The organism is Enterobacter cloacae complex sp. CDL013 (assembly GCF_049238805.1).
In the GTDB taxonomy this organism is placed as follows: Bacteria; Pseudomonadota; Gammaproteobacteria; order Enterobacterales; family Enterobacteriaceae; genus Enterobacter; species Enterobacter hormaechei_C.
On sequence record NZ_JBMKGT010000002.1, the window covers coordinates 44,946 to 68,628 of the forward strand.

Below are 23,683 nucleotides of genomic sequence, written 5' to 3' on the forward strand. Positions count from 1 at the left end.
TCGGGTATCCAGTGTGAATGTTTGATAAGAATAGCTAAAGGATGGGCGCTGAAAAGCGCACCGGCAGGCCTTTCACTCAGGATTGCTGGCGAACATCACAGAATTTTTGACGTGAGGAACAGATGCAAATAGTTAAACAAAGCGCGGTAGCGTTATTTTTGGCGGTTTTCACTTTCGCCGCCGGCGCACATCCTCACAGTTTTATCAGCCTGAAAACCGAACTGGTGACGGACGGCACGCAGCTCAGTGGCCTGAAGATGCACTGGACGATGGATGAAATCACCTCCGCCGACCTGCTGTACGATGCCGGAAACGCAAAGCCCGGCGATGAGATCTGGAAAAAGCTGGCGGCGGAGGTGATGGCCAACGTGCTGGGTCAGCACTACTTCACCGAGTTCTGGCACAACGGACAAAAGGTGAAATTTCTTAACCGTCCCACAGAGTACGGCATGACCCGCGAAGGTCATCAGGCGGTGCTGACGTTCGTGCTTCCGCTGGCGCATCCTCAGCCGCTGGCCGGGCAGAAGTACACGTTTTCCACGTTTGACCCTACCTATTATGTCGATATGCGCTATGACAAAGACAGCGACGTACGGCTGCCGGACGCGCTGCAAAAAAGCTGCAAAATTGGCGTGCACACCCCTAAACCCAGCGAAGAGACGCTGAACTTTGCGATCTCGCTGGATAAAGCAGATGCCCCGCCTGAGGACATGGAGCTGGGTAAACAGTTCGCGCAGGAGGTGACGTTACAATGTCAGTGATCTCCTCTCCCGTCAGTAAGCCGCGTCGCTGGCTGCACCTCTGGCCTCTGGCGCTCTTTTTGTTGTTAGCGGTTGGCGGCGCGCTCTGGCTGTGGCAGGCATGGCCGCAGGTGATGGTGAAAAGCGTCCTCTGGCAGCGGGAAGTTAATCAGCAGATGAGCGTGCTGCTGAAAGCCGTGGCGGAAAATCCGACCAAAGCGGGCGGCGCTCTTCTGGCGTTCAGCTTTATCTATGGCGTGCTGCATGCCCTGGGACCGGGGCACGGCAAAATTGTCATCACGACCTGGCTTGCCACGCATCCGTCGAAGCTGAAATCGAGTATCGGCCTGACGCTGGCTTCTTCTTTACTTCAGGGCGGGGTGGCGATTGCGCTGGTCGTGGTCGTCCTCTCGCTGCTACAGCTGCCGGCTCGCCAGCTGCATATGAGCAGCTTCTGGCTGGAGAAGGGGAGTTACGCGCTGGTAGGCGTGCTGGGGTTGATCCTCTGCTGGCGGGCGCTGAAAAAATTGCGCGCGTTGCTGCAAAAACCAAAATTCAAAGCCTTTACGCCGCATCACGTTCACCATGAAAACTGCGGGTGCGGGCATCAGCATCTGCCGACGCAGGAACAATTACAGAATGGTGACGACTGGCGTGCGCGTCTGATGATTGTGCTCTCAATGGGGATGCGTCCGTGCTCGGGCGCAATCATGGTGCTGTTGTTCAGCAAAGTGACAGGCGTATTTGGCTGGGGCATGCTCTCGGCGCTGGCGATGGCGGCGGGAACGTCTCTGACGATCTCTTCGTTAGCCTTGCTGGTGCACAGCTTCCGTCAGCTGGCGGTAAAACTCAGCGGCAATAAAACGCCGGTATTGTGGCGACAGGTTGGCTGGACGACGCTTGCGCTGGCGGGCGGGGTGATTCTGCTGGTGGCTGCGGTCACGATGTGGATGAGCGCGGTGCCGGTGGGAAGGGGGTTGCGGCCTTTCTAGCCGTATCTGAGGCGTGTTGTAGGCCCGGTAAGCGTAGCGCCACCGGGCTTAACAGACTGAATTAACGCTTCAGCGCATCGCTCAGTTCATCACGCATGTTTGCCAGCATGGCTTTAACAACGCGCGGGTTACCTGCAACGATGTTGCCGGTAGACATATAGTTATGGCCGCCGGTGAAGTCGCAAACAATCGCGCCAGCTTCACGTGCGATCAGCTCGCCCGCCGCGAAGTCCCACGGCTTCAGTGACAGCTCAAAGTAACCGTCAACGCGGCCGGTCGCCACGTAGGCCAGATCCAGTGCAGCAGAGCCAGTGCGACGGAAGTCCGCGCATTCGGTGAACAGCTTGCCCAGGATATTCATATAGGTGGTTGCGTGCTGCTTCGCCTTGAACGGGAAGCCAGTCGCCAGAATCGTGCCGTCCAGATCGCGTGCATTGCTGCAACGCAGACGGTAGCCGTTCAGCTGCGCGCCCTGACCGCGGGTTGCGGTGAACAGTTCGTTACGCATTGGATCGTAAACAACAGCGACTTCAGTACGGCCTTTGATGCGTACTGCAATAGACACAGAGAAGTGTGGCAGGCGTTTAACGAAGTTGGTGGTGCCATCCAGTGGATCGATAACCCATTGAACATCCTGATCGGTACCTTCATGTTCACCGCTTTCTTCGGTGATGATGGTGTGCTGCGGGTAAGATTTGCGGATCGTTTCGATAATAATCGCTTCTGCGGCTTTATCGACGTTCGTCACGAAATCATTGCTGCCTTTCTGGCTGGTTTCTACGGAGTCTGGGGTTTCGTAGTGTTTGGCAATTACATTACCCGCCTTGCGCGCTGCGCGCACGGCGATGGTCAGCATCGGATGCATCGGTCTCTCTCACTGGATGTTAAAGAACAGGAAAATCGGCGCAGAGTATAGCAGCGGGATCGGATTATGTCTCTCGTTTATGATAATATGCCCGAATATTCTTCAGACACTGAATCCAGACATCTAAAAATTATGCTGCAAAACATTCGAATCGTGCTGGTCGAAACATCGCACACCGGCAACATGGGCTCTGTGGCCCGCGCTATGAAAACCATGGGCTTAACGAACCTGTGGCTGGTTAATCCGCTGGTGAAACCAGACTCTCAGGCTATTGCTCTGGCGGCCGGCGCCAGCGACGTGATCGGGAATGCGCAGATCGTGGACACCCTGGACGAAGCCCTGGCCGGTTGCAGTCTGGTGGTGGGGACCAGCGCGCGCTCCCGTACGCTGCCCTGGCCGATGCTGGACCCGCGCGAATGCGGCCTGAAAAGTATCTCAGAAGCGGAACAGGCGCCGGTTGCGCTGGTGTTTGGTCGTGAACGCGTTGGCCTGACCAACGAGGAACTACAGAAGTGTCACTACCACGTAGCGATTGCCGCCAATCCGGAATACAGCTCGCTGAACCTGGCGATGGCGGTGCAGGTCATTGCCTACGAAGTGCGCATGGCATGGCTGGCGACGCAGGAGAAACCGGTCGAACCTAAAGAAGAGACGGCCTACCCGCTGGTGGACGATCTGGAGCGCTTCTACGGTCATCTGGAGCAGACGCTGCTCTCAACCGGCTTTATCCGTGAAGGCCACCCGGGTCAGGTGATGAACAAGCTGCGCCGTATGTTCACCCGCGCCCGCCCGGAAAGCCAGGAGCTGAACATTCTGCGCGGGATTCTGGCGTCGATTGAGCAGAAGAAAAAAGCGTAGTGTCGATTTCCCCCTCTCCCCGTGGGAGAGGGCTGGGGTGAGGGCATCAGGCCGCACCTATATTATGAAGGCACAGAAGGTTAAATACCTGACTAAAACAGTCAAGTAAATAGTTGACCAATTTAGTCAGGAATGTCAGACTTGGCCCTGCTATGCAATACCCCCATTTTACAATAAAAAACCCCGGGCAGGGGCGAGTTTGAGGTTAAGTAAGACATGAGACTGACATCTAAAGGGCGTTATGCCGTGACCGCGATGCTGGACGTTGCGCTCAACTCCGAAGCGGGCCCGGTTCCGTTGGCTGATATTTCTGAACGACAAGGGATCTCCCTCTCTTACCTGGAACAGCTGTTCTCCAGACTGCGTAAAAATGGACTGGTGTCCAGCGTTCGTGGCCCGGGCGGCGGTTATCTGCTGGGTAAAGACGCGGGCAGTATTGCGGTTGGTGAAGTGATTAGCGCGGTTGACGAATCCGTTGACGCGACCCGTTGCCAGGGTAAAGGCGGCTGTCAGGGCGGCGATAAATGCCTGACCCACGCGCTGTGGCGCGATCTGAGCGACCGTCTGACCGGCTTCCTGAACAACATCACCCTCGGTGAGCTGGTGAATAACCAGGAAGTTCTGGATGTCTCTGGTCGTCAGCATAGTCAGGATTCACAGCGCAGCACCCGCACGCAGGACGCCATCGACGTTAAACTGCGCGCGTAATTAAAAAGATAAGTATTCAGAATCAGGCCGGGGTGGTCACACCCCGCGTACTCGGTCGTACATCCAGCCGGTTGCCTGATTCCTTGCATTGAAGCGATGTACGGAGTTTATAGAGCAATGAAATTACCGATTTATCTCGATTACTCCGCAACCACGCCGGTGGACCCGCGTGTTGCCGAGAAAATGATGCAGTGTCTGACCCTGGACGGAAACTTTGGTAACCCAGCTTCCCGTTCACACCGTTTTGGCTGGCATGCTGAAGAGGCGGTTGATATCGCCCGTAATCAGATTGCTGACCTGGTCGGTGCCGACCCGCGTGAAATTGTTTTCACCTCCGGTGCGACCGAATCCGACAACCTGGCGATTAAGGGTGCAGCCAACTTTTATCAGAAAAAAGGCAAGCACATCATCACCAGCAAAACCGAACACAAAGCCGTGCTGGACACCTGCCGTCAGCTGGAGCGTGAAGGGTTCGAAGTCACCTATCTGGCGCCACAGAGCAACGGCATTATCGATCTGAAAGAGCTCGAAGCGGCGATGCGTGATGACACCATTCTGGTCTCCATCATGCACGTCAACAACGAAATCGGCGTGGTACAAGACATCGCGACCATCGGCGAAATGTGCCGCGCGCGCGGTATCATCTACCACGTGGACGCGACCCAGAGCGTGGGCAAACTGCCTATCGACCTGAGCCAGCTGAAAGTGGACCTGATGTCCTTCTCCGGTCACAAAATCTATGGTCCGAAAGGTATCGGCGCGCTGTACGTTCGTCGTAAGCCACGTATCCGCATCGAAGCACAGATGCACGGCGGCGGTCACGAGCGCGGCATGCGTTCCGGTACGCTGCCTGTTCACCAGATCGTGGGCATGGGCGAAGCCTACCGCATTGCAAAAGAAGAGATGGAAACCGAGATGGCACGCCTGCGCACGCTGCGTAACCGTCTGTGGGACGGCGTGAAAGATATGGAAGAAGTGTATCTGAACGGCGATCTCGAGCAGGGCGCGCCGAACATCCTCAACGTCAGCTTCAACTATGTTGAAGGCGAGTCGCTGATCATGGCGCTGAAAGACCTGGCCGTTTCTTCCGGCTCTGCCTGTACCTCTGCAAGCCTGGAGCCATCCTACGTGCTGCGCGCGCTGGGTATGACTGACGAGCTGGCACACAGCTCTATCCGTTTCTCTTTAGGTCGTTTTACTACCGAAGAAGAGATTGACTACACCATCAAGCTGGTTCGTAACTCCATCGGCCGTCTGCGCGACCTTTCTCCACTGTGGGAAATGTTCAAGCAGGGCGTGGATCTGAACAGCATTGAATGGTCACATCACTAATCGGTACATAAGGAGAATTCAATCATGGCATACAGCGAAAAAGTCATCGATCATTACGAAAACCCGCGCAACGTTGGCTCTTTTGACAACAGCGACGAATCTGTTGGTAGCGGCATGGTCGGTGCACCAGCATGTGGCGACGTGATGAAGTTGCAGATCAAAGTCAACAATGAAGGTATCATTGAAGACGCGCGCTTCAAGACCTACGGCTGCGGTTCTGCTATCGCGTCCAGCTCCCTGGTCACCGAATGGGTGAAGGGCAAGTCTCTGGACGAAGCACAGGCAATCAAGAACACGGATATTGCTGAAGAACTCGAACTGCCGCCGGTGAAAATTCACTGCTCAATTCTGGCAGAAGACGCGATCAAAGCCGCCATTGCGGATTACAAAAGCAAACGTGAAGCAAAATAATTGAGGTTTGAGTATGTCGATTACCCTTAGCGACAGCGCTGCCGCGCGAGTAAGCTCTTTTCTGGCGAACCGTGGTAAAGGCTTTGGCCTGCGACTGGGCGTACGTACCTCCGGCTGTTCTGGTATGGCTTACGTACTGGAGTTTGTTGACGAACCGGCGTCTGATGACACCGTGTTTGAAGACAAGGGCGTGAAGGTGGTGGTCGATGGCAAAAGCCTGCAATTCCTCAACGGCACTCAGCTGGACTTCGTCAAAGAAGGCCTGAACGAAGGGTTCAAATTTACGAACCCGAACGTCAAAGACGAGTGTGGTTGCGGCGAAAGCTTCCACGTTTAACCGCGCGTCATCCGAAACCCCACCGTGGCGTTACCCGCTACGCGTGGGGTTTGTTCTGACAGGCTACCCCTGAGATTGTTATGGATTACTTCACTCTCTTCGGACTACCCGCTCAATACCCGATCGATCTCCAGGCGCTGACGGTCCGTTTTCAGGATCTCCAGCGTCAGTACCATCCGGATAAATTCGCCAGCGGGACGCAGGCAGAGCAGCTGGCTGCGGTATCACACTCCGCCACCATCAACCAGGCCTGGCAAACGCTGCGTCATCCGCTGGCGCGTGCAGAATATCTGCTCTCGCTTCACGGTTTCGATCTGGCGAGCGAACAGCATACCGTGCGCGACACCGCCTTTCTGATGGAACAACTGGAGCTGCGCGAAGAGCTGGATGAAATTGAACAGGCTAAAGACGAAGCGCGCCTGGAAAGCTTTATCACGCGCGTAAAGGGCATGTTCGATACCCGCCATCAGCAGATGGTGGAGCAACTGAACAACGAGACCTGGGACGTGGCGGCAGACACTGTGCGCAAACTCCGTTTTCTCGATAAACTGCGAAGCAGTGCTGAACAACTCGAAGAAAAGCTGCTCGATTTTTAATTTCGGAAGCAATTATGGCCTTATTACAAATTAGTGAGCCTGGCTTAAGTGCCGCACCGCACCAGCGTCGTCTGGCGGTCGGTATTGACCTGGGCACCACCAATTCCCTCGTGGCGACCGTGCGCAGCGGCCAGGCGGAAACGCTGGCTGACGAGCAGGGGCGCCATCTGCTGCCTTCTGTAGTCCACTACCAACAGCAGGGTCACGCGGTCGGGGTTGATGCCCGCGCTAACGCCGCGCGCGATCCGGCCAATACCATCAGCTCGGTTAAGCGCATGATGGGCCGCTCGCTGGCTGATATCCAGACCTGTTACCCGCATCTGCCGTATCAGCTACAGGCCAGCGAAAACGGCCTGCCGATGATCGCGACGTCAGCCGGTTTGCTGAACCCGATTCGCGTTTCTGCTGACATCCTTAAAGCGCTGGCGGCACGCGCCACAGCGACGCTCGGCGGCGATCTGGACGGCGTGGTGATCACCGTTCCGGCCTATTTCGACGATGCACAGCGTCAGGGCACCAAAGACGCCGCGCGTCTGGCGGGCCTGCACGTGCTGCGTCTGCTGAACGAACCGACGGCGGCGGCGATTGCCTACGGCCTCGACTCCGGTCAGGAAGGGGTGATCGCGGTTTACGATCTCGGCGGCGGGACGTTCGATATCTCAATCCTGCGCCTGAGCCGCGGCGTGTTCGAAGTGCTGGCGACCGGCGGAGATTCCGCGCTCGGCGGCGATGACTTCGACCATCTGCTGGCAGATTACATCCGCGAGCAGGCGGGCATCAGCGATCGCAGCGATGCGCACGTGCAGCGTGAACTGCTGGATGCGGCCATCGACGCCAAAATCGCCCTGAGCGATGCACAGTCCGTCAGCGTGAACGTCGCAGGCTGGCAGGGTGAGATTACCCGCGATCGGTTCAGCGAACTGATTGCGCCTCTGGTTAAGCGTACCCTGCTGGCCTGCCGTCGCGCATTGAAGGATGCAGGCGTTGAGGCTAACGAGGTGCTGGAAGTGGTCATGGTTGGCGGCTCAACCCGCGTGCCGCTGGTACGCGAGCGCGTGGGGGAATTCTTTGGCCGCACGCCGTTGACCTCTATCGACCCGGACAAAGTGGTTGCCGTCGGCGCCGCTATCCAGGCCGATATTCTGGTCGGCAACAAGCCGGACAGCGAAATGCTGCTGCTGGACGTCATCCCGCTGTCTCTCGGTTTAGAAACCATGGGCGGCCTGGTGGAGAAAGTCATTCCGCGTAACACCACCATTCCGGTGGCGCGCGCGCAGGAGTTCACCACCTTCAAAGACGGCCAGACCGCGATGTCCATCCACGTGATGCAGGGCGAGCGTGAGCTGGTGCAGGACTGCCGCTCTCTCGCGCGCTTTGCGCTGCGCGGCATCCCGGCGCTGCCGGCGGGCGGGGCGCATATTCGCGTCACCTTCCAGGTGGATGCGGACGGCCTGCTGAGCGTTACGGCGATGGAAAAATCGACCGGTATCGAGTCGTCTATTCAGGTTAAGCCGTCCTACGGCCTGACCGATGGCGAAATCGCCTCCATGATCCAGGATTCAATGAGCTACGCCGAGCAGGATGTGAAGGCGCGTATGCTGGCTGAACAAAAAGTGGAAGCCGCACGCGTGCTGGAAAGTCTGAACGGCGCGCTTGCTGCCGACGCCGCGCTGTTAAGCGCCGCTGAGCGCCAGGTGATTGACGACGCTGCCGCGCGCTTAAGCGCCGTGGCCGAAGGCAATGACGCTGACGCGATAGAAGAAGCCATTAAAAACGTTGATAAACAAACCCAGGACTTCGCTGCTCGCCGCATGGACAAATCTGTCCGCGTCGCGCTGAAAGGCCAGTCCGTGGACGAGGTTTAATATGCCAAAGATTGTAATTTTGCCTCATGCGGACCTCTGTCCGGATGGCGCTGTTCTGGAAGCGAAGACCGGTGAAACCATTCTCGATGTAGCCCTGCGTGCAGGTATCGAAGTGGAACACGCCTGTGAAAAATCCTGTGCCTGCACCACCTGCCACTGCATCGTGCGTGAAGGTTTCGACTCTCTCGCCGAGAGCACCGAAGACGAAGACGACATGCTGGATAAAGCATGGGGTCTGGAGCCAGACAGCCGCTTAAGCTGCCAGGCCGCGGTGACCGATGAAGATCTGGTCGTAGAGTTCCCGCGCTACACCATCAACCACGCACGCGAGCACTAATATGGGACTGAAGTGGACAGACAGCCGTGAAATCGGCGAAGCGCTCTACGACGCGAACCCGGATCTCGATCCGAAGACCGTACGATTCACCGACATGCACCAGTGGATCTGCGATTTAGAGGATTTCGACGACGATCCTAACGCATCCAATGAAAAAATTCTGGAGGCGATTCTGTTAGTCTGGTTAGATGAAGCAGAATAAATAACAAAACGGGCTGCCTTCAGGCGGCCCGTTTGCTAGTTGCTAATAAGGAAAAATAAAATGACCGAAGCGATGAAGATTACGCTCTCGAATCAGCCTGCCGACGCGCGCTGGGGCGAGAAAGCCACCTACAGCATTAATAACGACGGCATTACCCTGCACCTGACGGGCAACGATGATTTGGGACTGATCCAGCGCGCCGCGCGTAAGATTGACGGCCTTGGCATTAAGCATGTGTCGCTGGAAGGGGAAGGTTGGGACACCGACCGCAGCTGGGCGTTCTGGGCAGGCTACAAAGGGCCTAAAGGCACCCGTAAAATTGAGTGGGCGAACCTCGACGAAGCCGGTCAGAAAGAGCTGGAAAGCCGCCTGAACATTATCGACTGGGTGCGCGACACCATTAACGCACCGGCGGAAGAGCTGGGGCCGGAACAGCTGGCGCAGCGCGCCGTTGACCTGCTGTGCGGTGTGGCGGGCGAAAAGATGTCCTACCGCATCACTAAAGGGGAAGACCTGCGCGAGCAGAACTACATGGGTATCCACACCGTGGGCCGTGGCTCAGAGCGTCCTCCGGTCCTGCTGGCGCTGGATTACAACCCAACCGGCGACAAAGAAGCCCCGGTCTTTGCCTGTCTGGTCGGGAAAGGCATCACCTTCGACACCGGCGGCTACAGCCTGAAGCAGAGCGCATTCATGGACTCCATGAAGTCCGACATGGGCGGCGCGGCGACCATTACCGGCGCGCTGGCCTTCGCCATCACCCGCGGCCTGAACAAGCGCGTGAAGCTCTACCTGTGCTGCGCGGACAACATGGTGAGCGGCAACGCCTTCAAGCTGGGCGACATCATTCGCTACCGCAACGGTAAAAACGTTGAGGTGATGAACACCGACGCCGAAGGCCGTCTGGTGCTGGCCGATGGCCTGATCGACGCCTCTGCGCAGAAGCCGGAGCTGATTATCGACATGGCGACCCTGACCGGCGCGGCGAAAACTGCCCTGGGTAATGACTATCACGCCCTGTTCAGCTTCGACGACAAGCTGGCCGCTCGCCTGCTGGCCAGCGCGGCGGCGGAAAACGAACCGTTCTGGCGTCTGCCGCTGGCCGAGTTCCACCGCAGCCAGCTGCCGTCTAACTTCGCCGAGCTGAACAACACCGCGAGCGCAGCGTACCCGGCGGGGGCAAGCACCGCAGCAGGCTTCCTGTCTCACTTCGTTGAGAACTACCATGAAGGATGGCTGCACATTGACTGCTCCGCAACCTACCGTAAAGCGGCGGTTGAGCAGTGGTCTGCGGGTGCGACCGGTCTGGGCGTGCGTACCGTAGCGAACCTGCTGACGGCTGAGTAATGCTCTTTGCCCTCACCCTAACCCTCTCCCCATGGGAGAGGGCAGGGGTGAGGGGGAAATTCGACATCTGGAATTGTTATGTCAGAAACCAAAAACGAATTAGAAACCCTGTTGGAGCAGGCGGCGACCGAGCCCGCCCACCGTCCGGCCTTTTTCCGCACGCTGCTGGAATCCACCGTCTGGGTGCCGGGCACCGCAGCGGAAGGGGAGCAGGTTGTCGAAGACAGCGCGCTGGATCTGCTGCACTGGGAGAAAGACGACGGCACGTCGGTGATCCCGTTCTTTACCTCGCTCGAGGCCTTGCAGGAAGCGGTAGAAGACGAACAGGCGTTCGTGGTGATGCCGGTGCGCACGTTGTTCGAAATGACCCTGGGGCAGACGCTGTTCCTCAACGCCAAACTGCCGACCGGGAAAGAGTTTACTCCGCGCGAAATCAGCCACCTGATTGGTGACGAGGGCAACCCGCTCAGCACTCAGGAGGTGCTGGAAGGGGGCGAAACGCTGCTGCTGTCTGAAGTGGCCGAGCCGCCCGCGCAGATGATTGACTCCCTGACCACGCTGTTTAAAACCATCAAGCCGGTAAAACGCGCGTTTCTCTGCTCCATCAAAGAGAGCGCTGACGAAAAGCCTGTTCTGCTGATAGGGATTGAGGCCGACGGCGATATCGACGAGATCATCCAGGCGGCGGGAAGCGTGGCGACCGACACCCTGCCGGGCGATGAGCCGATTGATATCTGTCAGGTGAAGAAAGGTGAGAAGGGGATCAGCCACTTTATTACCGAGCACATCACCCCGTTCTACGAGCGTCGCTGGGGCGGCTTCCTGCGCGATCTTAAGACCAACCGCATTATCTGATTACAGCGGGGTGATCTTCACCCCGTTGCTTCCAGCAGCAGTAAATCCATCAGCAGCACCAGATTCGACTCAAACGACGTCACACCTGCGGCTTCGGCGGCGAAATGTACCGCTTCGTCATAGAGAGCAAAATGCACGTCCGCCATACCCGCCAGCGTATTGGCCGACGCGCGGGTAAACGCGACGATCGTCATGCCGACGTTTTTGGCGATCCGCGCTTTATCCAGTACCTGCTCCGTTTCGCCGCTGCGTGAAACGGCAATAAACACCTGATAGCGCGCGGCGTTGCTGAGAAAAATATTCCGGCTGTCTCCCGGCCCGGAGATGAACGCCGTTTTTCCCAGCACCTGCAACTTCTTGGTCAGGTACTCGGCAAAAAGGTACGAAAACCCGGCGCCGTAGAGAAAGAAGCTCTCTTTCTGGCGCAGCAGGCTGGCAAACTGCTGGCGTTTGTCCTGAGTGACCCACTGGAAGGTCTGCTGATAGTTGGCAACGAACCGGGTAAAAAGCGCGGGCATTTCCGCATGTTGCTCAGGCTGTACGGTGATATGCGGCGTGTCAGAAAGCAACTGCTTGCAGTGCCAGATAAACTCGCTAAAGCCGCTAAACCCCAGCTTCTGGCACAGCCGCATAATCGTCGCGGTAGAGACAAATGTCGCCTGCGCCAGCTCGCGCACCGTGATGTTGCCCACCAGCAATGGATGCTCAGTGAGGTGGGCGAGGACGCGATACTCCGCGCGGGTCAGCGACGACCCGCGCGTTAACAGCGTTGCCAGGCGGTTATCCATTATTTCGCCGGTTCAACCGGCAGATCGTCTCGTGCACCCCATTCACTCCAGGCGCCGTCGTACAGGGTCACGTCATTTGCGCCAAGGGTTGCCAGCGCCAGGATCACCACGCAGGCCGTTACGCCGGAGCCGCAGCTTGCAATAACCGGACGATGCAAATCCACGCCCTGACGTTCAAAAATGGCACGCAATTCATCGGTGGTTTTCAGCTCGCCTTCAAACACCAGATCGCCCCACGGCACGTTCAGCGCCCCCGGGATATGTCCTCGTTTCAGTCCCGGTCGCGGCTCGTCCGCTTCTGCGTTGAAACGTGGAGCGGGACGCGCATCGACGATTTGCGCCGTGTTTTCGTGGCTCACGACCAGCACGTCGGTCAGGCGCTTGACCACGTTAGCGTCAAACGTGGCATCAAATTCCCCTTCCGGCAGCGTGACGTCACCCTGCTGAAGCGGTAGTTCGTCGCGCTTCCAGCCTGCAAGTCCGCCCGCCAGAATCGATACCTTTTCCACGCCGAAGTTTTTCAGCATCCACCACGCTCGCGGCGCGGAAAACAGATTACCTTCATCGTAAACAACAAGATGTTTATCTTTGCTGATGCCCAGCTCGCGCATCGCCACGGAAAACGCTTCCGGGCGAGGCAGCATGTGCGGCAGGGAAGAGGTGTGATCGGAGAGGGCTTCGATATCAAAAAATACCGCGCCAGGCAGGTGCCCTGCCCGGTATTCAGCGGGAACGTCACGATGCTCCTGGCCCGGAGGGGCCATGCGCGCGTCGATAATCTGAACTTCCGGGTCGTCGCCGTGCTCAATCAGCCAGTCGGCAGCGACAAAATATGAGGTGGACATGGTTGCCTCCATTCTTTTCCGTAAAAAAGGATTGTCGGTGTTTTTTCTGACACCGACAAGCTCACCACGTTCAACTCGCGAGCAAGCCCCTATTTTTTCACCGCTTCACCGTCCTGCCAGGCCTTTTGCAGCGCAGGCCAGTAGTCGCGGTTGGCTTCGATCATCTCATCCAGAATCGCTTTCGCGTGCTCCATGGTTGGCACGGTGCGGTTCAGAGTGAACGCCTGCAACGCTTTCTCGTAGCTGCCTTCGATGGTTGCCTCAACCAGCAGCTGTTCAGAGGCCAGCTGCTGTTGCAGGAGCGTCTGGTGGAACAGCGGCACCTGACCCACGCGGACGGGCTCCGGCCCTTCGGAGGTGATATAGGCAGGCACTTCCACCACCGCATCGTACGGCAGGTTGGTAATCGCCCCGCGGTTTTCCACCATCACAAGATGGCGGCTTCGCAGGTTGAACGCCAGCGAACAGGCGACGTCAACGATAAATTCACCGTGGACGCCCACGTGGAAGGCATCCGGTAAAATTCCGGTGCGTTGATATTCTTCGGCGGCGGCGAACAGCTTTTTCTCGCGCCCGTTCATCACTTCGTTGGCGCGGGTATAGTCCGGGTTTTGATGCTCCACAATCTGGTTCGGCATCAGGTAGTACTGTAGATACGGGTTCGGCAGGTACTCCGGGAAGTTATCCATAATCGGCTTGATATTGCGCCAGGTTTTCACCCACGACGGATCGGAATGCTGCGGATCGGTTTTAGCCGCATCTTCCGTCAGCAGGCCAAACTTCGCGATATGCTTACGCAACTCCGGGAGCTTGTCTTCGCCGTCCACCAGCACGCGGGTAAACCAGCCGAAGTGGTTCAGGCCGAAGTAGTCCACTTCCAGTTTATGACGATCCACGCCCAGAATGGCGCCCATATTGCGCATCGCGGCAACCGGCATATCGCAGATGTTCAGCACCCTCGCGTTCGGACGCAGGCGGCGCACGCCTTCCGCGACGATCGCCGCCGGGTTGGAGTAGTTCACGATCCAGGCTTTCTCGTGCGCGTAGCGATCGACCAGATCGATAAGCTCCACCATCGGCAGGATCGTGCGCAGGCCGTAGGCCAGCCCGCCGGGGCCGCAGGTTTCCTGGCCCACCACGCCGTGACGCAGCGGGATCTTCTCATCCTGTTCACGCATTTTGTACTGCCCGACGCGCATCTGGGCGAAGACAAAATGCGCGCCGCTAAAGGCCACTTCTGGGTCGCTGGTGACCGTAAATTTGATGCTCTGGCTGTGGTCGCGAATAACCTTCTCCACCACGGGCGCGATGGTGTTCTGGCGCGCCTCGTCAATGTCATACAGGCGGATCTCTGCCAGAGGGAAATCGTGCAGACGCACCATGAGGCTTTTCACAATACCTGGCGTGTAAGTGCTACCGCCGCCGGCAATCGACAGAATAAATGGGGGTGTAAACATCTTTAGCTCCTTTCAGAGAAACGTCTCAACGGCTTCTCGCATTTTTTTGACATGCAGCCCGTAGACCACCTGAACGTTGTTACCTTGTTTGATTATCCCTTTCGCGCCGGTCGCTTTCAGGCGCGGTTCGTCGATGATGGCGACGTCCTTCACCGTGACGCGTAAGCGGGTGTAGCAGTTATCCACTACCTCTATATTTTCCCGACCGCCCAGACCCACAACGATCGATTCGCCCAGCCCGTCGTTATTGCCCTTCGCCTGGTACTCCTGCTTGCTGTAAAGGCGTGTCTCCTGGTCCTCATCTTCACGCCCCGGCGTTTTCATGTTGAAGCGCAGGATCAGGAAGCGGAATACCACGAAATAAAGAGCGAACATGATCAGCCCGACCACGATGTACATGGGCCAGTTGGACTTCTCCGTGCCGAGCGGCAGGTTGTAGAGGATGAAATCGATAATCCCGTTGGCGCCGATGGCGTGAACGCCAAACAGCGAGAACAGCATCATGCCGATACCGGTCAGCACCGCATGCACCACGAACAGCAGCGGGGCGACAAACAGGAAGGAGAACTCAATCGGCTCGGTTACGCCGACCAGCAGCGAGGTCAGCGCCGCCGGGATCAGAATCGCTTTCGCAATCGCTTTACGCTCTGGCTTCGCGGTCATGTACATCGCCAGCGCGGCGGCAGGCAGGCCAAACATTTTGCTGATGCCGCGTGCGTCCCACACCACGGTGCTGCTGAGCTGCTTCACGTCCGGGCAGGCCATCTCGGCAAAGTAGATATTGCGCGCGCCCTGGTAAGCCGTACCGCACACCTCCTGCGTACCGCCCAGTTCGGTATACAGGAACGGCGTATAGACCAGATGATGCAGGCCCGTCGGCACCAGAATGCGTTCAAGGAAACCGTAGATCGCCACGCCAAACGGACCGGACCCTTTGATCGCCAGCGCCAGGGCGCTTATTCCATGCTGTGCGTACGGCCAGAGTTCGCTCATGATCACGCCGAGCAGCATAGAGACAGGCAGCATTACAATCGCGACAAAGCAGTGGCCGGAGTAAATCGCCATCGCGCCGTTAAACTGGACACCGGAATATTTGTTGTACAGATAACCGGAGAGCGCCCCGGTCAGGATCCCGGCGAAAACGCCCATTTCCAGCACCTGGACGCCCAGCACCATGCTTTGTCCGGCGGCTTTCATCTGTTCCGCAGGAGCCAGTTCCCCCTGAAGCTGTAACGTCACGTTCATGGCATTGATAAACACGATAAAAGTTACCAGCCCAATCAGCGCCGCGTAGCCTTTGTCTCGGGTTGCCAGTCCAATGGGGATCCCAACGGCAAACACCAGCGCCAGGTTGACCAGCACCGACACGGCAGACTTGGCGATCAGCTGGCCGACACTCTGGATCAGCGGGTGGCCGAGAAACGGCAGGTACTCGGCCAGATTGCCGTTACCCAGCACATTCCCAAAGGCGATAAACAGGCCAACGATGGGTAAGATAAGTACAGGTCCGTAAAGTGATTTTCCGAAATTTTGTAGGGCGTTCACGGCTCGTTTCATGGCTTTCTCTCTTATTGAACCGCGCACTCGGGGTGCGTCATGGACATAAAACTAGCAGGCCTGATGCGAACTTATCCAGCTATCTTCTTGTTTTAAAAACAAATGACGTGAAAGGTAACATGTGACGTTATGCGCTGTGATCGCCGTTCCATCACGGTGTGGCTGCGTGATGCCATTCTGCGAGGTGCTTTCCAGATTATAAAATTGGACTTTTTGTATTAACGAAACTTGCGGATAATACTTATCCGGACGATGACCAACAGGCCCCTCAGGCCAGGGACACAGGATGAAACCGTTTCGCTTAGCTGCGATCTCTCTCGCGCTGCTCACCACCTTTACGCTTATCGGCTGTGATAACAGCGACGACAAACCTCAGGCCGCTGCCCCCGCAGCGTCTACTGCATCAGAAAAGAAAACCCCGGCAACACCGGATCCTGAAAAGCTGGCTAAGCTGGCCGCGCAGAGTCAGGGTAAGGCGTTGACGCTGCTGGATGCCTCGGAAGTGCAACTCGACGGCGCCGCGACGCTGGTTCTGACCTTCTCTGTACCGCTGGATCCCAGCCAGGATTTTGCGAAAACGGTACATGTGGTGGATAAAAAAAGCGGCAAAGTGGACGGCGCCTGGGAACTGGCCCCCAATCTGAAAGAGCTGCGCCTGCGCCATCTGGAGCCGAATCGTAATCTGGTTGTCACCGTCGAACGTGATTTGCTGGCGCTGAACAAAGCGACATTCGGCATTGACTATGAAAAAGCGATCACCACCCGGGATGTTGAACCGACGGTCGGATTCGCCAGCCGCGGATCGCTGCTGCCGGGTAAAGTGGTGGAAGGGTTGCCGGTGATGGCGCTCAACGTCAACAATGTGGACGTGAACTTCTACCGCGTTAAGCCGGAGTCGCTGGCCTCGTTTGTCAGCCAGTGGGAGTACCGTAACTCGCTGACCAACTGGGAATCTGACAATCTGCTGAAGATGGCGGAACTGGTCTACACCGGCCGTTTCGACCTCAATCCGGCGCGCAACACGCGTGAAAAACTGCTCCTGCCGCTCAAAGATATTAAGCCGCTCCAGCAGTCTGGCGTCTATATCGCCGTGATGAATCAGGCTGGTCACTATAACTACAGTAACGCCGCGACGCTCTTTACCTTAAGTGATATTGGGCTGTCCGCTCACCGTTATCATAACCGCCTGGACATCTTCACCCAGAGTCTTGAAAACGGTGCGGCGCAGTCAGGCGTGACCATTACCCTTCTGAACGATAAAGGGCAGACTCTGGCCGAGGCGAACAGCGACGCCGATGGTCATGCGAAACTGGAAACCGATAAAGAAGCCGCGCTGATCCTGGCCAGTAAAGATGGCCAGACCACGCTTCTTGACCTCAAACTTCCGGCGCTGGATCTGGCGGAGTTTGATATCGCCGGTAACCCGGGTTACAGCAAACAGTTCTTTATGTTTGGCCCGCGCGATCTCTATCGTCCGGGTGAAACGGTGATCCTTAACGGCCTGCTTCGCGACAGCGATGGCAAACCGCTTCCCGATCAACCGGTAAAACTTGACGTGCTGCGTCCGGACGGACAGGTGGCGCGTACGGTCGTTGTGCAACCTGAGAATGGCCTTTATCGCTTCAACTATTCGCTTGATAGCGGCGCCCAGACCGGCATGTGGCATATTCGCGCGAATACGGGGGATAACCAGCAGCGCATGTGGGATTTCCACGTCGAAGATTTTATGCCTGAGCGCATGGCGCTCAACCTGAGTGGACAAAAAACGCCGGTTTCACCGCAGGATAACGTCGACTTTAACGTGGTCGGCTATTACCTGTACGGCGCGCCAGCTAACGGCAATTCTCTGCAAGGCCAGCTTTTCCTGCGTCCGCTACGTGACGCGGTGCCTGCGCTGCCTGGCTTCCAGTTCGGTGATATTGCCGAGGAGAACCTGAGCCGCAGCCTGGATGAAGTGCAGCTTACGCTGGACGAACAGGGGCGCGGACAGGTTACCACCGAAAGCCAGTGGAAAGAGGCGCACTCGCCGCTGCAACTGATTTTGCAGGCCAGCCTGCTGGAATCAGGTGGGCGTCCGGTGACGCGTCGTGCTGAGCAGTCCATCTGGCCGGCGGCTGAGCTGCCGGGTATTCGCCCTCAGTTCGCCAGCAAGGCCGTTTACGACTACCGTACCGATACTACCGTCAACCAGCCGATCGTCGACGAGAACGGCAACGCCAGCTTCGACATCGTCTATGCCGATGCCAGCGGAGCCAAAAAGGCCGTTTCCGGATTACAGGTACGACTGATTCGCGAGCGTCGTGACTACTTCTGGAACTGGTCCGAGAGTGAGGGCTGGCAGTCTCAGTTTGATCAAAAAGATCTGGTTGAGGGCGAGCAGGAGCTAAACCTCAAGGCCGATGAAACCGGTAAAGTCACCTTCCCGGTGGAGTGGGGCTCATACCGTCTGGAAGTGAAAGCCCCTGATGACATGGTCAGCAGCGTGCGCTTCTGGGCAGGCTACAGCTGGCAGGATAACAGCGACGGCACCGGGGCCGCGCGCCCTGACCGCGTGACGCTGAAACTGGATAAGCCATCCTATCAGCCAGGCGATACCATCCAACTGCACATCGCCGCGCCGGCCGCAGGCAAGGGCTATGCGATGATCGAGTCCAGTGAAGGGCCGCTGTGGTGGAAAGAGATCGACGTACCGGCTAACGGTCTGGATCTCGCTATCCCGGTCGACAAGGCCTGGAAACGTCACGATCTCTATCTCAGCACGCTGGTGGTTCGTCCTGGCGATAAATCAAAATCCGCCACGCCAAAACGGGCGGTTGGCCTGCTGCATCTGCCAATGGGGGACGAAAATCGTCGCCTGAACATCGCACTGGATAACCCGCAAAAAATGCGTCCGAACCAGACGCTTTCTGTGAAAGTGAAAGCCAGCGTAAAAGAGGGGGCTGTGCCACAGAAGGTGAACGTGCTGGTCTCGGCTGTCGATAGCGGAGTGCTGAACATTACCGACTACGTCACGCCGGATCCGTGGCAAGCTTTCTTCGGTCAGAAGCGCTATGGCGCGGACATCTATGATGTTTACGGCCAGGTGATTGAAGGTCAGGGACGTCTGGCCGCACTGCGCTTTGGCGGAGACGGCGATGAACTGAAACGCGGCGGTAAGCCACCGGTGAACCATGTCACCATTATTGCCCAGCAGGCGCAGCCGGTTACGCTTGATGCCAACGGCGAAGGCACCATCACGCTGCCGATTGGCGATTTCAACGGTGAACTGCGTCTGATGGCGCAGGCCTGGACGGAAGACGATTTTGGCAGCAGCGAAAGCGAAATCATTGTGGCGGCTCCGATTATCACCGAGCTTAACACGCCGCGGTTCCTCGCAAGTGGCGATACCTCCCGCCTGACGCTGGACCTGACTAACCTGACTGACCAGCCGCAAACGCTGAGCATTACGTTAACCGCAGCCGGTAAGTTGTCGCTCGAAGGTGCTCAGCCAGAGCCGGTTAAGCTGCCGCCTGGCGCACGTAGCACCCTGTTTATACCGGTGCGTGCCCTGGAGGGCTATGGCGATGGGGAAGTGACTGCTCAGGTGACGGGCCTTCAGCTCCCAGGTGAGACGTTTGCGCCGCAGCAGAAGAGCTGGAAAATTGGCGTGCGTCCCGCATTCCCGGCGCAAACCGTGAATACGGGCACGATGCTGAATCCTGGCGAATCCTGGAGTGCGCCAGCACAGCATATCGACGGTTTCTCGCCTGCCACGCTACAGGGGCAGCTGTTGCTCAGCGGTAAACCACCTTTGAACCTGGCGCGCTACATACGTGAACTTCAGGCCTATCCGTATGGATGTCTTGAGCAGACCACCAGCGGCCTGTTCCCGTCCCTCTACACCAACGCGGCACAGCTGAAGGCACTGGGCATTAAAGGCGATACCGACGATAAACGCCGTGCGGCCATTGATATCGGGATCTCCCGTCTGCTGCAAATGCAGCGTGACGATGGCGGTTTTGCCTTGTGGGATAAAAACGGCCCGGAAGAGTACTGGCTGACCGCCTATGTCACGGACTTCCTGGTGCGGGCAGGGGAGCAGGGTTACAGCGTGCCTGCCGAGGCGGTGAATAACGCCAACAGCCGACTGCTGCGCTATTTACAGGATCCGGGCATGATGTCCATCCGCTACAGCGACGACACCCAGGCCAGCAAATTTGCTGTCCAGGCGTATGCTTCGCTGGTGCTGGCGCGTCAGCAAAAAGCGCCGCTCGGTGCGCTGCGTGAAATCTGGGAGCGCCACGCTCAGGCTGCTTCCGGGCTTCCGTTGATGCAGCTGGGCATGGCACTCAAACTGATGGGGGATGCACCGCGCAGCCAGCAGGCGCTGGATCTGGCTCTCAAAACACCCCGTAACGACAGCCGAAACTGGATGGCGGATTACGGCAGCCAGCTGCGTGATAATGCCCTGATGCTCTCCCTGCTGGAAGAGTACAAGCTGCTGCCGGATGCGCAAAACAGGCTGCTGAACGCGTTATCTGAAGACGCGTTCAGCCAGCGCTGGCTGTCTACCCAGGAGAGCAATGCGCTGTTCCTGGCCGGACGATCACTGCAAACCTTGTCAGGTGCGTGGCAGGCAACGACCTCTCTCTCTGAACAGACCCAGAGCAGTGATAAAGCGCAGGTAGAAAACCTGAACGGCGATCAGATTGGTGCGTTGAAGATGACGAATACCGGCACTACGCCGCTGTGGGTACGACTGGACACTACTGGCTATCCGGAGTATGCGCCTCAGCCATCCTCTAATGTCTTGCAGATTGAACGTCATATCCTGGCGACAGACGGCAGCAGCAAGTCGCTCTCTTCTCTGAAGAGCGGTGAACTGGTTCTGGTATGGCTGGAAGTGAAGGCCAGCCAGAACGTGCCGGATGCGCTGGTGGTGGATCTGCTCCCGGCAGGTCTGGAGCTGGAAAACCAGAATCTGGCGAGCAGCAGTGCCAGCTTGCAGGACAGCGGCAGTGAAGTGCAAAACCTGCTGAATCAGATGCAACAGTCTGATATTCAGCACATGGAATTCCGCGACGATCGCTTTGTGGCCGCGGTGCCGGTCAATGAAGGTCAGCCGGTCACGCTGGTTTACCTGGCCCGTGCCGTTACGCCGGGAACCTACCAGGTGCCTGTTCCGATGGTCGAGTCCATGTACGTTCCGCAGTGGCGGGCAACGGGGGCGGCCAGTGGCCCGCTGATCGTTGTTCCGTAAGATGCGGATAGCACGCCTGATTCGCTCCCACTGGCTGTGGCTGGCGGGAGCGCTTCTCGTTTCAGGGGGGCTGATTGTCGTCGCTGACCGCGTGTGGCCGTTGCCCCTGAAAGAGGTCAACCCTGCGCGAGTGGTGGTGGATGAGCAGGGTGTTCCGTTGTGGCGTTTTGCCGACAGCGAAGGCATCTGGCGCTATCCGGTTACCATTAAAGAGGTTTCCCCACGCTATCTTGAGGCGCTGATCCAGTATGAAGATCGCTGGTTCTGGGATCACCCGGGCGTCAATCCGCTATCTGTACTGCGTGCCGCCTGGCAGGATCTCACCTCCGGGAGAGTGGTTTCTGGCGGGAGCACGCTTACCATGCAGGTGGCACGCCTTCTGGATCCGCATCCGCGAACCTTTGGCGGTAAAATTCGTCAGCTGTGGCGGGCGATGCAGCTGGAATGGCATCTCTCCAAGCGTGAAATCCTGACGCTGTATCTGAACCGTGCCCCGTTTGGCGGCACGTTGCAGGGCGTGGGCGCGGCAAGCTGGACTTACCTTGGCAAACCGCCGTCTCAGCTGAGCTATTCCGACGCGGCGCTGCTGGCTGTACTACCACAAGCACCCAGCCGTCTGCGCCCGGACCGCTGGCCGGAACGTGCCGAAGCGGCGCGGAACAAAGTACTCGACCGCATGCTGACTCAGGGCGTCTGGTCTGAGAAGCAGGTGAAAGAGTCCCGTGAAGAGCCGGTCTGGCTGGCCCCCCGGCAGATGCCGCAACTGGCGCCGCTCTTTTCCCGCATGATGCTGAGTAAAAGTCGTGACACAAAAATAGTCACCACGCTGGATGCAGCATTGCAACGACAGCTTGAAGAGCTGGCAATGAACTGGAAATCACGCCTGCCCGCCCGCAGTTCGCTGGCGATGATCGTCGTGGATCATACATCCATGAAAGTGCGTGGCTGGGTAGGCTCGGTAGATATCAATGATGACAGCCGTTTCAGCCACGTAGATATGGTCAATGCGATCCGATCGCCGGGATCGGTTCTCAAACCATTCATCTATGGCATGGCGCTGGACGATGGTCTGATCCATCCCGCTTCGTTATTACAGGATGTTCCAAGAAAAACGGGGGATTATCGTCCCGGCAACTTTGACAGCGGCTTCCATGGGCCGGTCAGTATGAGCGAAGCCCTGGTGCGTTCCCTCAACCTGCCTGCGGTGCAGGTTCTGGAAGCGTACGGCCCAAAACGTTTTGCCGGAATGCTGAGCAACGCGGGATTACCGCTCATTCTGCCTGCGGGGGCACAGCCCAACCTCTCTCTGATCCTGGGGGGCGCAGGCGCACGCCTGGCTGATATCGCTGCCGCCTATAGCGCCTTTGCGCGTCAGGGTAAGGCGGGCCGGCTGCGTTTACAGCCGGGCGATCCGCTGATCGAACGTCCGCTGTTATCGCAGGGGGCGGCGTGGATTATTCGTCGCATTCTCGCTAATGAAGCACAGCCCCTGCCGGACAGTGCGCTGCCCCAGGTAGCGCCGCTGGCGTGGAAAACGGGCACCAGCTATGGCTACCGGGATGCCTGGGCCATCGGCCTGAATGCCCGCTATGTCATCGGAATCTGGACCGGACGCCCGGACGGCACGCCCGTTGCCGGGCAGTTTGGTTTCGCCAGCGCGGTACCGCTCCTGAATCAGGTCAATAACATGCTTCAGTCCCGCTCGATGGTGGATGAAGCGCGCCTGCCGCGCGATCCGCGTCCCGCAAGCGTAGGACGGGGCGTGATTTGCTGGCCGGGGGGCCAGTCCCTGCCTGAAGGGAGCGAAAACTGTCGGCGTCGGCTGTCAACCTGGCTGCTGGAAGGCAGTGAACCGCCTACGCTGCTGCTGCCGGAACAGGAAGGTATTCGCGGGATCCGTTTCCCGGTCTGGCTGGATAAAGAAGGCAAACGCGTTGCGGCGGATTGTCCTGATGCGACAGAAAAAGTGCTGGATGTCTGGCCGCTGCCGCTGGAGCCCTGGCTGCCTGCTGCCGAAAAACGGGCTGCTCGTCTCCCCGCCCGTTCAGCAATTTGCCCTCCGCTGGATAACCATAATGCGGCGCCGCTGATGTTGTCAGGCGTCAGAGAAGGGGCGGTAATTAAACGTCTTCCAGGTGAGAAAAATATTACCCTCAACGTTTTAACCAGCGGCGGGGAGGGGCAACGATGGTGGTTTTTGAATGGCGAACCGCTGGACGGGCATCAGAAGAATTATTCACTGCAATTATATTTGCCTGGTAAATATCAATTAATTGTATTAGATGAAACAGGACAAACGGTGACGGTGAATTTTGAATTAGATCGCTAAGTGTTACTCCTCAAGAGTTAGCT

General features: G+C 57.7%; 20 protein-coding genes. 15 read left to right on the forward strand and 5 right to left on the reverse strand.

Annotated elements, in window-relative coordinates; translation table 11 throughout:
• Nucleotides 1-122 precede the first annotated feature (122 nt).
• Together ACOTXD_RS03290 and ACOTXD_RS03295 are read left to right on the forward strand one after the other, a co-directional pair.
• Complete coding sequence (locus tag ACOTXD_RS03290) at nucleotides 123-761, forward strand: DUF1007 family protein (RefSeq protein ID WP_023314656.1); 639 nt, start codon at nucleotides 123-125, stop codon at nucleotides 759-761.
• Nucleotides 752-1,732: a nickel/cobalt transporter gene (locus ACOTXD_RS03295; protein ID WP_023314655.1), complete on the forward strand. Its 981-nt coding sequence runs from the start codon at nucleotides 752-754 to the stop codon at nucleotides 1,730-1,732. The genes ACOTXD_RS03290 and ACOTXD_RS03295 overlap by 10 nt, the downstream gene beginning before the upstream one ends.
• A 61-nt stretch (nucleotides 1,733-1,793) precedes the next feature.
• Here ACOTXD_RS03295 and suhB read toward each other — a convergent pair whose 3' ends face one another.
• Nucleotides 1,794-2,597, reverse strand: a complete 804-nt coding sequence (gene suhB, locus ACOTXD_RS03300) for an inositol-1-monophosphatase (RefSeq protein WP_003860668.1) — start codon at nucleotides 2,595-2,597, stop codon at nucleotides 1,794-1,796.
• A gap of 132 nt (nucleotides 2,598-2,729) precedes the next feature.
• Between suhB and trmJ the strand changes: the two genes are divergently transcribed.
• The 11 genes from trmJ (at nucleotide 2,730) to sseB (ending at nucleotide 11,445) form a co-directional block, all read left to right on the forward strand.
• Nucleotides 2,730-3,455, forward strand: a complete 726-nt coding sequence (gene trmJ / locus ACOTXD_RS03305) for a tRNA (cytosine(32)/uridine(32)-2'-O)-methyltransferase TrmJ (RefSeq protein WP_061856715.1) — start codon at nucleotides 2,730-2,732, stop codon at nucleotides 3,453-3,455.
• Nucleotides 3,456-3,671: 216 nt separating this feature from the next.
• Nucleotides 3,672-4,163, forward strand: coding sequence for a Fe-S cluster assembly transcriptional regulator IscR (gene iscR, locus ACOTXD_RS03310; protein WP_003860665.1), 492 nt, complete (start codon nucleotides 3,672-3,674; stop codon nucleotides 4,161-4,163).
• A gap of 117 nt (nucleotides 4,164-4,280) precedes the next feature.
• Nucleotides 4,281-5,495: a cysteine desulfurase gene (gene iscS / locus ACOTXD_RS03315; RefSeq protein WP_003860663.1), complete on the forward strand. Its 1,215-nt coding sequence runs from the start codon at nucleotides 4,281-4,283 to the stop codon at nucleotides 5,493-5,495.
• Between the two features lie 24 nt (nucleotides 5,496-5,519).
• Nucleotides 5,520-5,906: a Fe-S cluster assembly scaffold IscU gene (gene iscU, locus ACOTXD_RS03320; RefSeq protein WP_003860661.1), complete on the forward strand. Its 387-nt coding sequence runs from the start codon at nucleotides 5,520-5,522 to the stop codon at nucleotides 5,904-5,906.
• Between the two features lie 13 nt (nucleotides 5,907-5,919).
• The gene (gene iscA / locus ACOTXD_RS03325) at nucleotides 5,920-6,243 is read left to right on the forward strand and encodes an iron-sulfur cluster assembly protein IscA (protein ID WP_003860659.1); all 324 of its coding nucleotides are present in this window, start codon (nucleotides 5,920-5,922) and stop codon (nucleotides 6,241-6,243) included.
• Nucleotides 6,244-6,323: 80 nt separating this feature from the next.
• Complete coding sequence (hscB, locus tag ACOTXD_RS03330; protein WP_003860657.1) at nucleotides 6,324-6,839, forward strand: co-chaperone HscB; 516 nt, start codon at nucleotides 6,324-6,326, stop codon at nucleotides 6,837-6,839.
• 14 nt (nucleotides 6,840-6,853) lie between these two features.
• A complete protein-coding gene (gene hscA, locus ACOTXD_RS03335) occupies nucleotides 6,854-8,704 on the forward strand; it encodes a Fe-S protein assembly chaperone HscA (RefSeq protein WP_126501114.1) in 1,851 nt (616 codons plus the stop codon).
• A 1-nt stretch (nucleotide 8,705) separates the two neighbouring features.
• Nucleotides 8,706-9,041, forward strand: coding sequence for an ISC system 2Fe-2S type ferredoxin (fdx, locus tag ACOTXD_RS03340; protein WP_003860652.1), 336 nt, complete (start codon nucleotides 8,706-8,708; stop codon nucleotides 9,039-9,041).
• Nucleotide 9,042: 1 nt separating this feature from the next.
• On the forward strand, nucleotides 9,043-9,243 hold the full coding sequence (gene iscX, locus ACOTXD_RS03345) for a Fe-S cluster assembly protein IscX (RefSeq protein WP_003860650.1): 201 nt from the start codon (nucleotides 9,043-9,045) through the stop codon (nucleotides 9,241-9,243).
• 60 nt (nucleotides 9,244-9,303) lie between these two features.
• On the forward strand, nucleotides 9,304-10,590 hold the full coding sequence (pepB, locus tag ACOTXD_RS03350; protein WP_003860647.1) for an aminopeptidase PepB: 1,287 nt from the start codon (nucleotides 9,304-9,306) through the stop codon (nucleotides 10,588-10,590).
• 78 nt (nucleotides 10,591-10,668) lie between these two features.
• Nucleotides 10,669-11,445, forward strand: coding sequence for an enhanced serine sensitivity protein SseB (sseB, locus tag ACOTXD_RS03355; RefSeq protein ID WP_023325069.1), 777 nt, complete (start codon nucleotides 10,669-10,671; stop codon nucleotides 11,443-11,445).
• Nucleotides 11,446-11,462: 17 nt separating this feature from the next.
• Here sseB and ACOTXD_RS03360 read toward each other — a convergent pair whose 3' ends face one another.
• The 4 genes from ACOTXD_RS03360 to ACOTXD_RS03375 form a co-directional block, all read right to left on the reverse strand.
• Nucleotides 11,463-12,233, reverse strand: coding sequence for a MurR/RpiR family transcriptional regulator (locus tag ACOTXD_RS03360; protein WP_015572161.1), 771 nt, complete (start codon nucleotides 12,231-12,233; stop codon nucleotides 11,463-11,465).
• Nucleotides 12,233-13,078, reverse strand: a complete 846-nt coding sequence (gene sseA, locus ACOTXD_RS03365) for a 3-mercaptopyruvate sulfurtransferase (RefSeq protein ID WP_022651593.1) — start codon at nucleotides 13,076-13,078, stop codon at nucleotides 12,233-12,235. The genes ACOTXD_RS03360 and sseA overlap by 1 nt, the downstream gene beginning before the upstream one ends.
• 89 nt (nucleotides 13,079-13,167) lie before the next feature.
• The gene (locus tag ACOTXD_RS03370) at nucleotides 13,168-14,535 is read right to left on the reverse strand and encodes a 6-phospho-alpha-glucosidase (protein WP_003860640.1); all 1,368 of its coding nucleotides are present in this window, start codon (nucleotides 14,533-14,535) and stop codon (nucleotides 13,168-13,170) included.
• A 12-nt stretch (nucleotides 14,536-14,547) separates the two neighbouring features.
• Entirely contained in the window at nucleotides 14,548-16,092 is a 1,545-nt protein-coding gene (locus ACOTXD_RS03375) for a PTS transporter subunit EIIC (protein ID WP_045330500.1), read from the reverse strand.
• Nucleotides 16,093-16,378: 286 nt separating this feature from the next.
• Here ACOTXD_RS03375 and ACOTXD_RS03380 point away from each other — a divergent pair, with 286 nt between their 5' ends.
• Together ACOTXD_RS03380 and pbpC are read left to right on the forward strand one after the other, a co-directional pair.
• Entirely contained in the window at nucleotides 16,379-21,331 is a 4,953-nt protein-coding gene (locus ACOTXD_RS03380; protein ID WP_061856688.1) for an alpha-2-macroglobulin family protein, read from the forward strand.
• 1 nt (nucleotide 21,332) lies between these two features.
• Nucleotides 21,333-23,660 carry a peptidoglycan glycosyltransferase PbpC gene (gene pbpC / locus ACOTXD_RS03385; protein ID WP_048240414.1) on the forward strand — a complete coding sequence of 776 codons (2,328 nt, stop codon included), beginning with the start codon at nucleotides 21,333-21,335 and terminating at the stop codon, nucleotides 23,658-23,660.
• Nucleotides 23,661-23,683 lie beyond the last annotated feature (23 nt).